This window comes from Microbacterium sp. IO18 (assembly GCF_049099505.1).
GTDB classification, from domain to species: Bacteria; Actinomycetota; Actinomycetes; order Actinomycetales; family Microbacteriaceae; genus Microbacterium; species Microbacterium aurugineum.
In genome coordinates, this window is record NZ_JBMJAF010000001.1 from 473,052 (window position 1) to 489,119 (window position 16,068).

A 16,068-nucleotide genomic window follows, 5' to 3' on the forward strand; every position below is an offset into this window, starting at 1 on the left:
GCTAGGCTGGCAGTTATGACTTCAGCTCCCCGCACCCCTTCCGCCATCGACGCCGTCGCCGATGAATGGGTCGACACGATCGCGGTTCTGGCACCCACTCTCGGCACCTACATCGGGCGCGACGAGGTGAACGACCGCTTCGGCGACCTGAGCCCCGCCGGGCATGAGGAGATCGCTGCGGCGACGCGTGCGACGTTGGACAAGCTCTCCGCGCTCGAGCCCGTGGACGCGATCGACGAGGTGACGAAGACCGACCTCGGTGCCGAGCTCCGGCTCGACCTCGAGCTGCACGACGCGAAGTGGCACCTGCGCGATCTCAACGTGATCGCTTCTGCCGCACAGGATGTGCGCGCGGCGTTCGACCTGATGCCCACGGCGACGGTGCAGGACTGGGACGTGATCGCGACCCGCCTCGCCGCGGTGCCCGATGCCCTTCGCGGCTACGTCGAGACCCTCAGGACGGGTATCGCGGAGGGCATCGTGCCGGCGCGCAGGCAGGTGACCGAGGTGGCGACGCAGATCGATCGCTACACCGCCGATGACGGCTTCTTCGCCGCGTTCGTCGCGAATGCGGACCCCGAGGAGGGACAGCTGCCCGCGTCTCTCGCCCGCACTCTCGCCGACAATTCGGCCTCGGCCCGTGTCGCCTACGACGAGCTGCGCCGTTTCCTCGCGGAGGAGCTCGCTCCTGCCGCAGGCGACGACGACGCAGTGGGGCGTGACCTCTATGCGCTCAACTCGCGTCGCTTCCTCGGGGCGACCATCGATCTCGACGAGACCTATGAGTGGGGGCGCGAGGAGCTCGCGCGTATGGTCGAGGAGCAGACCGCGATCGCGAACGAGATCCTCCCCGGTGCGTCCGTCGAGGAAGCGGTCGCCCACCTGAAAGCCGACCCCGCGCGCAAGCTCGTCGGCACCGACGCTCTCCAGAAGTGGATGCAGGAGACGAGCGACCGCGCGGTCGCTGAACTCGGCGTCTCGCATTTCGACATCCCCGAAGCCATTCGCACGCTCGAGTGCATGATCGCCCCCACGCAGGAGGGCGGCATCTACTACACCGGCCCGACCGACGACTTCTCACGCCCCGGTCGCATGTGGTGGTCCGTCCCCGAGGGCGTCACGGAGTTCGACACGTGGCGGGAGCTCACCACCGTGTTCCATGAGGGCGTCCCGGGTCACCATCTGCAGATCGCTCAGGCGGTGTACAACCGGGCCGAGCTCAACTCCTGGCGTCGGCTGCTCGCGGGCACCTCGGGTCATGCCGAGGGCTGGGCCCTGTACGCGGAGCGTCTGATGGAGCAGCTCGGCTACCTGGACGACCCCGCCGACCGGCTCGGCATGCTCGACGGACAGCGGATGCGGGCCGCCCGCGTGGTCCTCGACATCGGTGTGCACCTGGGCAAGCCGCGTCTCGACGGCACCGGAGTGTGGGATGCGGAGTACGCACTCGACTTCATGCGCCAGAACGTGAACATGTCGGATCAGTTCGTGCAGTTCGAGGTGAACCGCTACCTCGGCTGGCCGGGCCAGGCGCCGTCGTACAAGGTCGGTCAGCGCATCTGGGAGCAGGTGCGCGACGGAGTCCGTGCCGCAGAGGGAGATGCCTTCTCCTTCAAGGACTTCCACAAGAAGGCGCTCGACCTGGGCGGCGTCGGCCTCGACACACTGCGCAGCGCTCTGCTCCCCCGCTGACGGGAATGGGATCCGGTCCACGAGTGTTCATTCACCTGAATAGAGAGGGATGACATGGGCATCGAATTCGGACTGGACACCTTCGGCGACATCACGAGGGACGCGGGCGGGACGCTCCTGACCGGAGCGCAGACGATCCGCAACGTCGTGGAGCAGGCTGAGCTCGCAGACACGGTCGGGGTGGACTTCTTCGGGGTGGGGGAGCACCACCGCGAAGAGTTCGCCGTGTCCGCGCCGGAGATGGTGCTCGCCGCGATCGCTGCGCGCACCGAACACATCCGTCTCGGCACGGCGGTGACCGTGCTGTCGTCGGATGATCCGGTCCGCGTGTTCGAGCGCTTCTCGACGTTGGACGCCCTCTCGAACGGCCGAGCCGAGGTCGTCCTCGGCCGCGGCTCCTTCATCGAGTCCTTTCCGCTCTTCGGCTACGACCTGCGGGACTACGACGCGCTGTTCGAGCAGAAGCTCGAGCTGTTCGTCGAACTCCTCAAGGAGGAGCCCGTGACATGGTCCGGCACCATGCGCGCCTCGCTGGAGAATGCGAACGTGTTCCCCAAGACCGAGAAGGGCCTTCGTACCTGGGTGGGGGTGGGTGGCAGCCCGGAGTCCGTCGTACGGGTCGCGCGCCATGGCCTGGGGCTGATGCTCGCGATCATCGGCGGGCCGGCGGCGCGGTTCAAGCCCTTCGTCGATCTGTACCACCGCTCTGTCGCGTCTTTCGGAACCACCTCGCACCCTGTCTCGGTGCATTCGCCCGGCCACATCGCCGAGACGGATGCGGAAGCCTGGGACGCCGCCTACTCCGGGTTCGAAGCGATGAACAACACCATCGGCCGGGAGCGCGGATGGCCGGCGTACAGTCGCGCGCGCTTCCAGAACGACGTCGGGCCGGAAGGCGCGATCTACGCGGGTTCACCGGACCGCGTCGCCGCGAAGATCGCAGACACGATCACGACCCTCGGGCTCGGGCGGTTCGACCTGAAGTACGCCACCGGCACCCTGTCGCACGAGTCGATGATGCGCAGCATCGAGCTGTACGGGACCGAAGTGATCCCGCGCGTGAAGCGGATCCTCGACGCGCAGGACTGACGACATCCCGCGCAGGACGTCGGGCGCTCGGCTCTACGATGAAGAACATGGCCAACTCCGCCCTGCCGGGCCGCTCATCGCTGGCTGAGCGCCTGGACGTCCTGCCGTTCACACGTCGACACCTCCGCCTGCTGACAGGGTCAGGGGTCGGTTGGGCGCTGGACGCGATGGATGTCGGCCTCATCTCGTTCATCCTCGCGGCGCTCACGCAGCAGTGGGGGCTGACGAAAGGCGAGGCCGGCTGGATCGCCTCGGTCGGATTCATCGGCATGGCCGTCGGGGCCACACTCGGTGGGCTCCTCGCCGATCGTTTCGGCCGGCGGCAGGTCTTCGCCCTCACGCTGCTCGTGTACGGCATCGCGACCGGTGCCAGCGCCCTGGTCGGAGGACTGGTGGCGCTCCTGGTCCTGCGGTTCCTGGTGGGACTCGGCCTCGGCGCAGAGCTCCCGGTGGCGTCGACGTATGTGAGCGAGTTCGCACCCGCGCGGATCCGCGGCCGCCTGATCGTGGTGCTGGAGGCTTTCTGGGCGCTCGGATGGACCGCCGCCGCGGTGATCGGCTTCCTGGTCATCCCGGCTTCGGACGACGGCTGGCGCTGGGCGTTCGCGCTGGGCGCGATCCCCGCGGCGTACGCACTCTTCGTACGTTGGCGCATGCCGGAGTCACCCCGCTGGCTCGCCTCACGAGGACGCATCGCGGAGGCAGACCGCATCGTGTCGGCGTTCGAGACCGATGCCGGTGTGGAAGTCGCACCCGCGATCCGGAAGGAACCCGCCTCCCGTGCGATCGCGGTCACGGCGAGGGCGCGGCTGGCGACACTCTGGAACCCGGAGTTCCGGCTGCGCACCCTGTGCCTGTGGGTGGTGTGGCTGGGGGTGAACTTCGCCTACTACGGAGCGTTCATCTGGATCCCGAGCATCCTCGTCGACGCCGGGTTCGATCTGGTGCGTTCATTCGGTTTCACGTTGATCATCACGTTGGCGCAGCTTCCGGGCTATGCGGTCGCCGCGTGGTTGATCGAGGTGTGGGGGCGCCGTGTGACGCTGTCGGTGTTCCTTCTCGGCTCGGCGGTCTCCGCCGTGGTCTTCGGCACCGCGACGACAGAGGGTGCGATCATCGCGGCGGGCATGGCGCTGTCGTTCTTCAACCTCGGTGCGTGGGGTGCGCTCTACGCCGTGACGCCGGAGATCTATCCGACGTCGCTGCGGGGGACAGGAGCGGGCTGGGCTGCCGGAGTGGGCCGTATCGCGTCGATCGTGGCTCCGCTGTCGGTTCCCGTGCTGCTGGTCGCCGGGGGAGCGCCGCTGCTGTTCGCGGTCTTCGGGGCATGCTTCCTCGGAGCTGCCGCCGCCGCCTGGGGGCTCGTCGATCGGCGCGGGCGAGCGCTCGACGATCGCTGATCCCCGTTGTCGCCGACCCGCAATAGGCTGGGGCGATGGCAGATGTGCGGTTCGTGGCGATCGGCGACTCCTTCACGGAGGGGGTCGGTGACGTCCTTCCGGATGGGCGGGAACGCGGTTGGGCGGACCTCGCAGCTCAAGGATGGGCCGATGCAGCCGGACACCCGATCCAGTATGCGAACCTCGCGATCCGGGGCAAGCTGGCCTGGCCGATCGTCGAGCAGCAGTTGGAACCGGCGCTCGCGCTGCGCCCGACCCACCTCTCCTTCAACGGCGGTGGCAACGACATGCTGCGACCGCGTACCGACGTCGAGCACATCGCCGACGCCTTCAGCCGGGTGCTGCGTCGCTGCGACGAGGAGGGCGTGACCATGATCCTGCTCTCCGGTGCGAACCCGAGCGGGCAGCTGCCGATGGGTTCCCTCGTCCAGCGCAGGGGAGACCTGCTCTCCGAGGCGGTGCTCCGACGCATCGAAGGACGCCCCGACGTCATCCGGGCGCTCAACTGGCCCGATCGCGAACTCTCTCGCGGCGCGTACTGGGCCGACGATCGTCTGCACATGAACGCGGCTGGCCATCACCGTGTCGCTGCCAGGGTGCTCCACGCGCTCGGGTTCGAGCCTCCGGAGACCTGGTGGGCGCCGAGCGACCGCATAGGCGGAGGACCATCGGGCCTCGCGTACTACCGCGAGTTCGTCGGGCCCTGGGTGCGCCGACGAGTGACGCGTACCTCGTCGGGCGACGGTCGTGCGGCGAAATACCCGGCCTGGGTCGAACGGGTCCCGTCGTGATGCCGCGGAGTGACGCGAAGTGACCGACATCGAGCTCGCGCGAATCCCCGCCGGGGTCGTGACCCTCCGCGATGCGCGACGGGGCGAGCAGCGTGAGGTGACGCTCGAGCCGTACGAGATCGGCGTGTACCCGGTGACGGAGGCGCAGCTCACCGAGGTACTGGGCATTCCGATGCGCCACCCGCGTCGCCCCGCAGCCGACCTGAGCTGGTTGCGCGCCGTCCACTTCTGCAACGCCGCCTCCGAGTGGGAAGGGCTGGACCGGGTCTATCTGTTCGACGGCGAGGAGGTCGCCTGGGACACGACGGCCGACGGCTACCGACTGCCCACCGAGGCGGAATGGGAGTTCGCGTGTCGGGCGGGGTCGACCGGGCCGCACTATGCGCCTCTGGCCGACGCGGCGTGGACGAGCGCGGACGGCGTCTCGTCTCCGCAAGATGTCGGGGGGAAGCTCCCGAACCTCCACGGTCTCTTCGACACCCTCGGCAACGTATGGGAGTGGTGCTGGGACCTCCTGGATCCTGCCCGCTACGACGACTACCGCGTATTCCGCGGGGGAGGATTCGCTGACGATGCATGGAGTGTCCGCGCCTCCGTCCGCCGAGGGGGAGCGCCGCGGATGCATCACGAAGACGTCGGCCTCCGGCTTGCTCGAGGGGCGTTCGACACGCTCGAACAGGCGCAGGGGTGGTCGGCTCGAGCCGACCGCGAGCGTGCTGTGCAGGACGGGCCGCTTCCGTCGGGTTGGACGCCGCGTCGACGGTGACGTCTCTCTCGCAGTCTCCGAAGTCCGCAGAGGGAAGGCTCGCTGTCCGACGGTTTTGGCGGGGAGCAGCACGGGTGGAAAGCTGGTTCCATGGCATCGGAATATTCGCTCATCGTCTCCCAGGGCCGCGTCGCCGACCGCACCGATGGGGCGCTCGCGGGTGCACGACGCGTCGGCGAGGCGGTCTCTTCACTTCTCGCCGTCGACCCGCTGATCATCGGCACGCCGACGCCGAGCGAGATCGATGATTGGTCCGTCGCACTTCCCGAAGCAGAGACGACGCTGAGAGGGCTGCGCACCGCGGTGAGCGACGCCATCGCGGACGGCACGACCCCTCTCCTGATCACCAACACCTGCGCGGCGAGCCTCGGCACCTTGCCCACGGCGGCAGCGCATCACCCCGAGGCCGTCGTGCTCTGGATCGACGCGCACGGCGACTTCAACACACCGGAGACGACCGATTCCGGGTATCTGGGAGGTATGGTCCTGGCCGCTGCGTGTGGGCTCTGGGACAGCGGACACGGGGCGGGCCTCGATCCGAGACAGGTGGTGGTGGTCGGTGGCCGGGACATCGACACCGCTGAGGAGCAGCTGCTCGCCGATGCCGGCGTCACCGTCATCCCGCCGTCGGAGAGTACGCCCGAGCGCGTCCTCGAGTCGGTCGCGGGTCGCCCGGTGTGGATCCACGTCGATTGGGATGTCCTCGAGCCTGGCTACATCCCTGCCGCGTACCGCGTCGGGGGAGGATTGCTGCCTCACCAGATCGCCGCGATCTTCGCTGCGCTACCGCCGGACTCCGTGCGGGGGATCGAACTCGCGGAGTTCGAAGCAGGCGATGCGGAGGTGCCGGAGCGCGTCAGCGTCGAGTTGATCGTGGAGACACTCCAGCACCTGCTCCGCTGAGCGTCCCTCAGCGCCGACGTTCCGGATCGAGGCCGATGCGGATCCGAGTGCGTTTGCGTTCGATCAGGATGAAGGTCACCCCGAGGATCCACAGCGGGATGGGCATGAGGAAGGCGATCCTGAAGGCCTCCAGCGAATAGGTCTCGGGGGTCCCCGCGCCCTGCAGGTCGAGCGCGAGTCCGATGAGGAAGATCGCGATCAATGCGGCGATGAAGCCACCCGCGTTCGTGACGCCGGTCGCGGTGCTCAGACGATGACTCGGGTTGTGCGTCCGAGCGTGGTCGAAGGCGATCATCGAAGCGGGGCCACCGGTGGCGAGAGCGATCGCCAGCACGTAGAGGAGCCAGATCGGCGCCGTTTCGGGGAGAGCGATGACAGCGATCCACGCTGCCATCTGCACGCCGACGGCGGGGAGCACGAGCGCGAGCGAGCGGTGATTCGGGTGTCGGCGGGAGAGGTCGCCGATGATCGGCCCGAGAAACATTCCCGCAACGACATATACAGAGATGATGCCGGCGGCGTGCGCGGTGTCGAGACCCTCGCCGGCTGTGAGGAACGGCATTCCCCACAGCAGCACGAAAGCAGTACCCGCAAAGGGAGTGGTGAAGTGCGACCAGAAGGCGAGCCTGGTGCCGGGGTGGGCCCACGCCGCTCGTATGCCGACACCGGTGTCTATCGCAGACGTGACGACGCGGACCACACCCGTATCCGTGTTGACGGTGACGTCCGCGCCCTGCTCCGGGGGATGGTTGCGGATGACCAGCGCCACGAGGATCGCGAACAGCAGACCGAGTCCCGCGATGCTTCCGAACGTGATGCTCCAGGTCGTCGCGTGGAGCAGCGCCGCAAGCGGGACCAGCGCGATCAGCTGGCCGGCCTGGCCGATGATTCCGGTGAACTGCACCATCAGCGGTCCGCGCTGCGCGGGGAACCAGGTCGCGACGAGTCGAAGCACGGCAGGGAAGATCGCGGCGTCGCCGGCGCCGAGCAGCACACGCGCGAAGATCGCGATGCCGATGTTCGGAGACAGCGCCATCGTCAGCTGACCAGCCGCCATGAGCAGCATGCCGACCGTCATGATCGGTCGTGATCCGAAGCGATCGAGGAGCACCCCGACAGGAATCTGCATCCCGCCGTAGACGGCGAGCTGGACCACGGCGAACAGGGCCAGCGTCGACGCATCCGCCTGGAACCGGTCCGCCGCTTCGACGCCGACCGCGCCGAGGGACGTGCGGTTCGTGATGGCGAGGACGTAGGCCGCGACACCGACCGACCAGATGATCCATGCGCGCAACCCCGGGGTCGACACGGGGGAGGGGGAGACCGGCGGCACGCCTCAACGCTACTCCTCTGCCACCGGGCTTCAGTGCCCTCGGAGCGTTGTCGGTGACGGTGGCTACGGTGGCGTCATGACAGGTTCACCTCTGCACCACTCACTGGACTACATCGAGCTCGTCGTCACCGATCTGGAGAAGTCGAAGGACTTCTTCCGTGAGGCGTTCGGTTGGGGCTTCCATGACTACGGCCCCGGATACGCAGGGATCGTTTCACCGCGCGACGACGGCAATGAATCCGGTGGGCGGATGAGCCGCGGCCGGTCGGCGGTCCTCTCGTGCTCCTCTACTCCGATGACCTCGACGCCACGCAGGCTGCAATCGAGAAGGCCGGCGGCACGATCCTCCAGGCGCCGTACGAGTTCCCCGGTGGGCGACGCCTCCATTTCGCAGACCCGACGGGCAACGAGCTCGGCGTCTGGTCCACACAGTAGGAGTCCCGCCGGGGCTCTCATCTCACCGCGGCCCAGGCGCTACGAAGCGTGACGGGGGCGCGCTATCCGGGGAGTTCGAGCTCCCGCGCCCTTTGGAGCAACGAGCGGAACTCCGCGAGGTCAAGGTCGTCGACGGACCGGAAGGTGATCGCCGCAGCGCCGACCTTGACCTTCCCGAGCTGATGAGCGCGCGCACGCACGAGGTACTCGCCGTTCTCAGCCGCGTTCACGTAGACCGACAAGTGGCTCTTCTGCTCCGCGAGCCCCACGAGGAACCAGTCGACGCTTCCGCCCCGAGGGCGGGGCTGAGCGATCGTGCCGTAGCCCACGATCGCCTGGTCCGTACCGCCCCACATCTTGCCTCGCCACAGCACGCGCTCCACACCAGGCAGCGCTTCACGGATGATCTCGTCCAAGCGCACGAGTTCATCGGCGCGTGACGCCGCAACCAGGAACCCATCCACGTCATCTTTCACTCTGTCCACGATCGGAGCCTATCGCCGAAGTTCATTCGTCGATGCCGACTTCGGACTATGCGCTCCCGCTTGTCGGGCTGTGCGGACCCCTAAGCCTGAGGTTCTGCAGGATCGCTGACACCAGCTCGTCGGTCGACACCTCGCGGCCCACTCGCGTCTCTTCGAACCAGGGGAGGGGCTGCCATCCGTCGTACCATTCGCGGAGCTCGTCCTCTCCGAAGGCGGTCGCGAGCGGTCTTCCCGCATGACGCCGAATCGGTGTCGTGCAGCACCTCACGGCGAAAGCGATCCTGAGAGATGAGAGCCACCCGCCGCCCGAGGAGATTCTTCCGTAGTGCCGTCGCCGTCGTCGTCTTGCCTGACGCGGCGTCGCCGCGCAGGATGACGAGACACGTGGAATCACAGCCGGTGGGAGTCATCGAACCTATCCTCGCAGTTCCTGCCGCAGCGAGAGGAGGAGAGACCTGATCGAGACTGCTGGCGATCCTGTGTCGCCGCTTTCCAACAGCTCGTAGTCACTTGGTGGCGTTTCGATGACGTCGTGCAACGCGGAGGCGGCTCGGTGGGCGCCCCGGTTCGGGAGGATCGGGAGCGTCCGCAGCCCCCAGCAGCAACGCGGTGCAATGGGGAGCGCGAAGGTGATGGGCGGCTTCTCCGCCTCCGCGGGGCGAACTCGTAAGATCGAGACGTGAGCACAAACGGGGCCGCGAACGTGTCAACCGCTGGCGATGAGGGCACTTCGCGGCCAGAGATCGACCTTCGGACATTGACGATCGCTCAGTTCTTTGTGGGTGGGTTCGTCTTGTTCGTCGCGGCGGTGATCGTGGGGACCGGCATGATCACCTCAGGGGCCGGCGGCAACGAGTATGACGGAGCCATGTCGCTCATCGGAATCGTCTTCAGTGGCGTGTTGGTCGCCGCACCATCGATGGTCCTCGCAATGGTCATCGGACTGCCGATTCGACTCGTTCCGGCGCTTCGGTCTCGGTGGCTCGCGAACGGCGCGATCACGGTGGCCGGTGCGGTCGTTGGATTCATCGCTCTAATCGGAATCACCGCGGCGCTGGCCGTGAGCCCGGGGGAGGGCGGCGCGTCCGCAGCCGCGGTACTTTGGGGACTCTTGGCCATTGCTTGGGGCGTGTTTGCCCTCTCCGTTGCGCATTTCGTGTGGCCGGTCCAATGGCTACGAGGCAGGGTGAAGGCCAGCCCCTACGAGACTTAGAGGCGGTTCACGCCGAGCGGCTTCCGCTGGCTGTCGTGTGTCTCCCCTTTTCAATGGCGTCGCCGCGCAGGATGACGAGACACGTGGAGTCACTGCCGGTGGGAGTCATCGAACCTATCCTCGCAGTTCCTCCCGCAGCGGGAGGAGGAGCGACCTGATCGAGACAAACTGACATAATGTGCATTATCGGACATCACTCGAGCGAGAGCGTGGGGCTCGATAGGCTCACTGCGTGAACGGGAGAAACGTCGACATCGACTGGGAATCTGCGCGGCTGGCGAACCAGGAGAACTGGGAAGATCGCGTGCCTGTGCACGAAGAAGCGTACGGACTCGACGCGTTCGACGACCCGGCTCATCTCAGCGACGTCGTGCGCGACGATCTGGTCGCGATGAAGTCGTTCCTTCCGTCCGGTTCGCTCTCCGGGCTCGACCTGTGCCACCTGCAGTGCCACATCGGCACCGACACGGTCTCGCTGGCTCGCGCGGGCGCCACAGTCACCGGCGTCGACTTCTCGCCGTCCGCGCTCCGTGCTGCCGCCCAGCTTGCTGCGCGCCTGGGTATCGACGCCACCTGGGTGGAAACCGACGTTCTCGATGCGCGTGCCGCAGTCGACGGCGACTTCGATGTCGTCTACACGAGCATCGGGACAATCACCTGGCTCAGCGACCTGGAGCGGTGGGCCGCTCAGATCGTGGCCCTGCTGCGCCCAGGCGGCATGTTCTTCATCCGAGACGGCCATCCCGCGCTCTACGCACTCGATGAGAACGCTGCTGAGCTCACCACCCGCTATTCCTACTTCGCGACCGGGCATGCGCAGCAGTGGGATGACGACAGCACCTACGTCGGCGACGGACGCCTCGCTCACACGCGTACGTACGAGTGGCCGCACCCCCTGTCCGAGATCCTCGGCGCTCTGTTGCGCGCTGGTCTCCGACTCATCCACTTCGACGAAGGCCGAACGCTGCCGTGGCGCTTCAGCGACCGCATGGTGGAGGTTCCCGGCGGCTATGCCTGGCCCGATGCAGAGCGCGACAAGCTGCCGTGCACGTACACGATCATCGCCCGCCGGGACTGAGACCGCGACGAAGCGGGGCGCAACTCCGGGCGGACTATCCCCCTGCCCGACTCACGCTCTGACGTACTCCGCGAGGTGCTCCCCCGTGAGCGTCGCCTTTTGGGATACCAAATCTCTCGGAGTTCCCTCGAAGACGATCTTCCCGCCGTCGTGACCGGCGCCCGGGCCGATGTCGATGATCCAGTCCGCGTGCGCCATGACTGCTTGATGGTGTTCGATGACGATCACGGTCTTCCCCGCGTCGACGAGTCGATCCAGCAGGCCCAGGATCTTGTCGACATCCGCGAGGTGCAATCCTGTCGTGGGCTCATCGAGCACGTAGACGTCGCCCTTCTCCCCCATCTGGATCGCGAGCTTGAGGCGCTGGCGTTCGCCGCCCGACAGCGTCGACAGCGGTTGCCCGAGCGACAGATATCCGAGTCCCACGTCTTCCATGCGACCGAGGATCGCCGCTGCGGCGGGCAGCTTCGCCTCGCCGTCACCGAAGAAGAGCCGGGCCTCGGCGACCGGCAGATCGAGGACCTCGGTGATGTCCTTGCCCGCGAGCTTGTACTCCAGCACGCCTGCCTGGAAGCGCTTACCTCCGCAGTCCTCGCACGGCGTCTCGATCGTGTCCATGAAACCGAGTTCGGTGATGATGACGCCCGCCCCCTTGCATGACGGACAGGCGCCTTCCGAGTTCGCGCTGAACAGCGCCGGCTTCACGCCGTTCGCCTTCGCGAACGCCTTCCGGATCGGTTCGAGGAGTCCTGTGTAGGTGGCAGGGTTGCTGCGGCGGGACCCCTTGATGGCGGCCTGGTCGATCGCGACGACGCCATCCTGATTGGACACCGATCCATGGATGAGTGAGCTCTTGCCCGACCCGGCGACGCCGGTCACGACGGTGAGGACTCCGGTGGGGATATCGACATCGACGTCCTGCAGATTGTTCGCCGATGCGCCGCGCACTTCGATCGTTCCCGACCCCGTTCGCACCTCGTCCTTCAACGTCGCGCGGTCTTCGAGATGATCTCCGGTCTTCGTTCCGCTCGCTTTCAGCCCCTCGACCGATCCCTCGTAGCAGATCTCTCCGCCCGCGCTGCCGGCTCCCGGCCCCAGATCCACGACGTGATCGCCGATCGCGATGGTCTCAGGCTTGTGCTCGACGACGAGGACGGTGTTCCCCTTGTCGCGCAGTTGCAGCAGCAGGCCGTTCATCCGCTGGATGTCGTGCGGGTGCAGGCCGATCGTCGGCTCGTCGAACACGTAGGTGATGTCCGTGAGCGAGGAGCCGAGGTGCCGCAGCATCTTGATGCGTTGCGCCTCTCCCCCGGACAGCGTGCCCGACGGCCGCTCGAGGCTGAGATATCCCAGTCCCAGCGTGACGAATGCGTCCAGGTTGGCGCTGAGCGCCTGCAACAGCGGTCCGGCGCCGGGAAGATCCAGGCCGCGCACCCACTCAGCCAGGTCGGTCACCTGCATTCGGCACGCATCCGCGATGCTGATGCCCTCGATCTTCGAAGAGCGCGCACCTTCAGTGAGCCGCGTGCCGTCACACTCCGGGCAGACCGCGAAGGTGGCGACGCGTTCGACGAAGGCTCGGATATGCGGCTGGAGTGCGTCGAGATCCTTCGAGAGCATCGCCTTCGTGATCTTGGGGATCAGACCTTCGTAGGTCATGTTGATCCCCGAGATCTTCACCTTCGTGACCTCGCCGTAGAGGAACAGATGCCGCTGCTTGTCCGTGAACTCCGCGATCGGTTTGTCGGACGGATAGAACCCCGACTGGGAGAAGCCCTTCACCATCCACCCGTCGGCGGTGTAGCCGGGGACCATGATGGCGCCCTCATCGAGCGACTTGGACTCGTCGACGATCTGCGTGAGATCGAGGTCCGACACCGCTCCCCTCCCCTCGCAACGCGGACACATGCCGCCCAGATAGATCGCATCCTTCACGATCTTCTTCTCGCCGCCGGGACCGGTCATGACGCCGCTGGCCTTCTGCGTCGGGATGTTGAACGAGAACGCGGTCGGTCCGCCGATGTAGGGCTGCCCGAGCTTGCTGAACAGGATGCGCAGCATCGCGTTGGCATCGGTGACCGTGCCGACGGTCGAGCGCGGATTCGCTCCGAGTCGTTCCTGATCGACGATGATCGCCGTGGTCAGTCCCTCCAGGACGTCGACGTCGGGACGCGGCACCGACGGCATGAACCCCTGCACGAAAGCGCTGTACGTCTCATCGATCATCCGGCGGGATTCCGCGGCGATCGTGTCGAAGACGAGGGAGCTCTTGCCTGACCCCGAGACTCCGGTGAACACGGTGAGACGTCGCTTCGGGATCTCTACGCTGACATCCTTCAGATTGTTCTCGCGCGCGCCCTGAACACGGATCAGGTCGTGGGTGTCGGCGGGGTGCTCGGTGGTCATCAGCGTCCTTCGTCGATTCGGTGGAGGGCTCAGGCGGTCTGGTTGATACGGAGCAGGTTGCCTGCCGGATCCCGGAAAGCACAGTCGCGGACGCCGTACGGCTGGTCCATGGGTTCCTGCACGACGTCTGCCCCACCTTCGACGAGCCGTTCGAAGAGCCCGTCGAGGTCGTCGCTCGCGAGGGTGAGCGCGGCATAGCTGCCCTTGGCGATCAGCTCGAGGATCGTCTGCCGCTCGGCGTCGGTGATGCCGGGGTCGGTTGCCGGCGGGTGAAGCACGATCGATGTCTCGGGCTGTCCCTCCGGTCCGACCGTGAGCCAGCGGAGACCGTCGTACCCGACGTCGTTGCGCACCTCGAAGCCGAGCGCATCGCGGTAGAACCCGAGCGCGGCTTCGGCGTCGGTGTGAGGCAGGAAGGCGTAGTGGATGCTGATGTTCATGGTGTTCACGTTAGATGGGCATCGATGCGGGGTGCTTCTTGATTCCTGATCGGTCGTGTGACCTGCTTTGCCTGGAACGAGGGAATCCCTTCGACGTGCGCTGCTCGTTCACGGTACACGCGGGGTGAGACACCGACCAGCTCGGTGAACCGGGTGCTGAACGTGCCGAGCGATGAGCAGCCGACTTCGAAGCAGACCTCGGTGACCGTGAGGTCGCCACGGCGCAGAAGCGCCATGGCCCGCTCGATCCGTCTCGTCATCAGGTACGAGTACGGCGATTCGCCGTATGCGTCCCGGAAGCACCGACTCAGATGCCCCGCCGACATGTGCACACCCCGGGCCAGCGCCTCGACATCGAGCGGCCGGGCATACTCGCGATCGATGCGATCCCGCACTCTTCGCATCACTGTGAGCTCGCGCAAGCGCGCATCATCCGGACCCGTCACGAAGTCGATAGTGCCATGACGCCGGGTGTCCTGGTGTGACGGAATGAAACGCGAACGGCGACTCCTCCCCATCTGGGGCGGCGAGGGCGCTACCCTGAGGAAGCATCCTCACAGGATCTTCTCAGAAAGGGGTCCCCCACCATGTCTGAACCACTCACCGAGGCGAAGTCACTGTTCAAATCGATTCGCATCTCGCTCGCCGTCGCCGGTGTTCTCGCGCTCGTCGCCGGAATCGTCCTCCTCGTCTGGCCGGTGAAGTCCGCGGTCATCGTGACGGCGATCTTCGCCTCCTACCTGGTCGTCGCCGGACTCGTCTACATCGGGCTGGGCATCTTCTCGAGCGCCAAGGGCGGATGGGCCCGCGTGGGGCACATCGTCCTCGGACTGCTCTACGTCGCGGCGGGCATCATCGCGTTCTTCAACTTGAATGCAGCCGCGGCCACGCTCGCGTTCGTGGTCGTGATCTTCATCGGCATCAGCTGGATCGTCGATGGCGTCGTGGCCTTGACGCTTCTGGGCAGCGATGGCTCGCGCGTCTGGACCGTTCTCTACGCACTCCTGAGCATCGTCGCCGGAATCATCGTCCTGTTCTCGCCGCTGATCGCCGGCTTCGCATTCTGGCTGCTGCTCGGCATCTCGCTGATCGTTCTCGGCATCATCCAGATCGTGCGTGCTTTCACGCTCGGCAAGGACGAGAAGGAGTATGTGGCCGCCGTTCAGGGAGGCACGGCCAGCTGATCTCCCCCGCGAACAGAACGGCCCCGTCCTGCATCCAGCAGGACGGGGCCGTTCCGTAGGTCGGAGGTCACTCCGCGGCGAACGCGCTCACATCGCCGACCAGGCGTGTGTTGTCAGCCGGCACAGGATCGACCGTGGCCTTGGCCACCTCGGCAGCGAACTCGGAGACGTTGTAGAGCTTGCCTGCCGACTCCCGCCGCTCGGCGATCGCGCCGGGGTTCGCCCGCTCCAACAGGGTCGCAGTGATCGTTCCCTCGATCATGTCTCCGGAGACGACCGTGAAGCCGATCCCCTTCTCGGCAAGGCTCGGGATGAGCTCACGAAGCGCGTCTTCCCCGGCTCGCTTCGACAGCGCGACCGGCTCGTACTCCGGCATCGTGGGCGTGGTGCGGATGAAGTGGGCCTGGTGGCTGGTGACGAAGACCACCCGTGCACCGTCTCCGAGCAGCGGCGTCGCAGCCTCGAGCACGTTCAGCTGCGCGTCACGGTTCAACGTGAGCGCGTAGTCCTCCGCCATCCCCGACTCCATGCCACCGGACGCGTTGAGCACCAGCACGTCGAGGCGTCCGTACTCAGCGCGGACCGCCTCGAACATCTCGGCGACCGAGGCCGGATCGGTGAGATCCGCGCCGACGACGAGCGCGCGGCGACCGAGCTCGCGCAGCTGCGTGGCGAGCTTCTCTGCTCGCGGCGCCTTGTTGCGGTAGTTGATGACCACATCGGCGCCGGCCTCCGCGAGGTAGCGCACGGTGTCGGCGCCGATCCCGCGTGATGAACCGGTGACAAGCGCGACCTTGCCTTCGAGGGATCCTGCGGGAAGAACGTCGGTCACGGTGACTCCTCATGATGCGTG

The 16,068-nt window shown here is 66.6% G+C and carries 16 protein-coding genes and 1 pseudogene; 11 read left to right on the forward strand and 6 right to left on the reverse strand.

Annotated features, from left to right (window positions below; genetic code table 11):
- The first annotated feature begins 15 nt into the window (after window positions 1-15).
- The 6 genes from ACLF6J_RS02335 (at window position 16) to ACLF6J_RS02360 (ending at window position 6,641) form a co-directional block, all read left to right on the forward strand.
- Entirely contained in the window at window positions 16-1,692 is a 1,677-nt protein-coding gene (locus tag ACLF6J_RS02335; RefSeq protein ID WP_134353720.1) for a DUF885 domain-containing protein, read from the forward strand.
- A 54-nt stretch (window positions 1,693-1,746) separates the two neighbouring features.
- On the forward strand, window positions 1,747-2,781 hold the full coding sequence (locus ACLF6J_RS02340; protein ID WP_134353719.1) for an LLM class flavin-dependent oxidoreductase: 1,035 nt from the start codon (window positions 1,747-1,749) through the stop codon (window positions 2,779-2,781).
- Between the two features lie 47 nt (window positions 2,782-2,828).
- Complete coding sequence (locus tag ACLF6J_RS02345) at window positions 2,829-4,181, forward strand: MFS transporter (protein ID WP_134353718.1); 1,353 nt, start codon at window positions 2,829-2,831, stop codon at window positions 4,179-4,181.
- Window positions 4,182-4,216: 35 nt separating this feature from the next.
- A complete protein-coding gene (locus ACLF6J_RS02350; RefSeq protein WP_208526546.1) occupies window positions 4,217-4,972 on the forward strand; it encodes an SGNH/GDSL hydrolase family protein in 756 nt (251 codons plus the stop codon).
- Window positions 4,973-4,991: 19 nt separating this feature from the next.
- Window positions 4,992-5,738, forward strand: a complete 747-nt coding sequence (locus tag ACLF6J_RS02355; protein ID WP_134353717.1) for a formylglycine-generating enzyme family protein — start codon at window positions 4,992-4,994, stop codon at window positions 5,736-5,738.
- 90 nt (window positions 5,739-5,828) lie between these two features.
- Window positions 5,829-6,641, forward strand: coding sequence for an arginase family protein (locus ACLF6J_RS02360; RefSeq protein ID WP_134353716.1), 813 nt, complete (start codon window positions 5,829-5,831; stop codon window positions 6,639-6,641).
- A gap of 7 nt (window positions 6,642-6,648) precedes the next feature.
- Here the strand turns inward: ACLF6J_RS02360 and ACLF6J_RS02365 are convergent, their stop codons facing one another.
- The gene (locus ACLF6J_RS02365) at window positions 6,649-7,974 is read right to left on the reverse strand and encodes an MFS transporter (RefSeq protein ID WP_134353715.1); all 1,326 of its coding nucleotides are present in this window, start codon (window positions 7,972-7,974) and stop codon (window positions 6,649-6,651) included.
- A gap of 76 nt (window positions 7,975-8,050) precedes the next feature.
- On the opposite strand from ACLF6J_RS02365, the pseudogene ACLF6J_RS02370 reads away from it, so the two are divergent.
- Together ACLF6J_RS02370 and ACLF6J_RS02375 are read left to right on the forward strand one after the other, a co-directional pair.
- Window positions 8,051-8,173, forward strand: a pseudogene (locus ACLF6J_RS02370) (VOC family protein); the annotation flags it as partial.
- Between the two features lie 80 nt (window positions 8,174-8,253).
- On the forward strand, window positions 8,254-8,409 hold the full coding sequence (locus ACLF6J_RS02375) for a VOC family protein (protein WP_244093656.1): 156 nt from the start codon (window positions 8,254-8,256) through the stop codon (window positions 8,407-8,409).
- A gap of 62 nt (window positions 8,410-8,471) precedes the next feature.
- On the opposite strand, the gene ACLF6J_RS02380 is transcribed toward ACLF6J_RS02375, so the two are convergent.
- The gene (locus ACLF6J_RS02380) at window positions 8,472-8,894 is read right to left on the reverse strand and encodes a DUF1801 domain-containing protein (protein ID WP_166804722.1); all 423 of its coding nucleotides are present in this window, start codon (window positions 8,892-8,894) and stop codon (window positions 8,472-8,474) included.
- Between the two features lie 679 nt (window positions 8,895-9,573).
- Between ACLF6J_RS02380 and ACLF6J_RS02385 the strand changes: the two genes are divergently transcribed.
- Both ACLF6J_RS02385 and ACLF6J_RS02390 read left to right on the forward strand, forming a co-directional pair.
- Window positions 9,574-10,107, forward strand: coding sequence for a hypothetical protein (locus ACLF6J_RS02385; protein WP_134353713.1), 534 nt, complete (start codon window positions 9,574-9,576; stop codon window positions 10,105-10,107).
- A 232-nt stretch (window positions 10,108-10,339) separates the two neighbouring features.
- The gene (locus ACLF6J_RS02390; protein WP_134353712.1) at window positions 10,340-11,185 is read left to right on the forward strand and encodes a class I SAM-dependent methyltransferase; all 846 of its coding nucleotides are present in this window, start codon (window positions 10,340-10,342) and stop codon (window positions 11,183-11,185) included.
- A 51-nt stretch (window positions 11,186-11,236) separates the two neighbouring features.
- Here the strand turns inward: ACLF6J_RS02390 and ACLF6J_RS02395 are convergent, their stop codons facing one another.
- Genes ACLF6J_RS02395 through ACLF6J_RS02405 form a run of 3 tightly spaced genes read right to left on the reverse strand, consistent with a single transcriptional unit; the run spans window position 11,237 to window position 14,435 of the window.
- The gene (locus ACLF6J_RS02395; protein WP_134353711.1) at window positions 11,237-13,591 is read right to left on the reverse strand and encodes an ATP-binding cassette domain-containing protein; all 2,355 of its coding nucleotides are present in this window, start codon (window positions 13,589-13,591) and stop codon (window positions 11,237-11,239) included.
- Window positions 13,592-13,620: 29 nt separating this feature from the next.
- Entirely contained in the window at window positions 13,621-14,031 is a 411-nt protein-coding gene (locus tag ACLF6J_RS02400; protein ID WP_134353710.1) for a VOC family protein, read from the reverse strand.
- Window positions 14,032-14,036: 5 nt separating this feature from the next.
- Window positions 14,037-14,435: a helix-turn-helix transcriptional regulator gene (locus ACLF6J_RS02405; protein WP_131491104.1), complete on the reverse strand. Its 399-nt coding sequence runs from the start codon at window positions 14,433-14,435 to the stop codon at window positions 14,037-14,039.
- A 183-nt stretch (window positions 14,436-14,618) separates the two neighbouring features.
- On the opposite strand from ACLF6J_RS02405, the gene ACLF6J_RS02410 reads away from it, so the two are divergent.
- Window positions 14,619-15,215 carry an HdeD family acid-resistance protein gene (locus ACLF6J_RS02410; RefSeq protein WP_134353709.1) on the forward strand — a complete coding sequence of 199 codons (597 nt, stop codon included), beginning with the start codon at window positions 14,619-14,621 and terminating at the stop codon, window positions 15,213-15,215.
- A 67-nt stretch (window positions 15,216-15,282) separates the two neighbouring features.
- Here ACLF6J_RS02410 and ACLF6J_RS02415 read toward each other — a convergent pair whose 3' ends face one another.
- The gene (locus ACLF6J_RS02415; protein WP_047519594.1) at window positions 15,283-16,047 is read right to left on the reverse strand and encodes an SDR family oxidoreductase; all 765 of its coding nucleotides are present in this window, start codon (window positions 16,045-16,047) and stop codon (window positions 15,283-15,285) included.
- Window positions 16,048-16,068: the final 21 nt, after the last annotated feature.

Coding starts and splice junctions, on each gene's coding strand:
- ACLF6J_RS02410 (WP_134353709.1), top strand. CDS start 14,619: ATGTCTGAACCACTCACCGAGGCGAAGTCACTGTTCAAATCGATTCGC.
- ACLF6J_RS02360 (WP_134353716.1), top strand. CDS start 5,829: ATGGCATCGGAATATTCGCTCATCGTCTCCCAGGGCCGCGTCGCCGAC.
- ACLF6J_RS02400 (WP_134353710.1), bottom strand. CDS start 14,031: ATGAACATCAGCATCCACTACGCCTTCCTGCCTCACACCGACGCCGAA.
- ACLF6J_RS02340 (WP_134353719.1), top strand. CDS start 1,747: ATGGGCATCGAATTCGGACTGGACACCTTCGGCGACATCACGAGGGAC.
- ACLF6J_RS02405 (WP_131491104.1), bottom strand. CDS start 14,435: ATGCGAAGAGTGCGGGATCGCATCGATCGCGAGTATGCCCGGCCGCTC.
- ACLF6J_RS02335 (WP_134353720.1), top strand. CDS start 16: ATGACTTCAGCTCCCCGCACCCCTTCCGCCATCGACGCCGTCGCCGAT.
- ACLF6J_RS02395 (WP_134353711.1), bottom strand. CDS start 13,591: ATGACCACCGAGCACCCCGCCGACACCCACGACCTGATCCGTGTTCAG.
- ACLF6J_RS02345 (WP_134353718.1), top strand. CDS start 2,829: ATGGCCAACTCCGCCCTGCCGGGCCGCTCATCGCTGGCTGAGCGCCTG.
- ACLF6J_RS02350 (WP_208526546.1), top strand. CDS start 4,217: ATGGCAGATGTGCGGTTCGTGGCGATCGGCGACTCCTTCACGGAGGGG.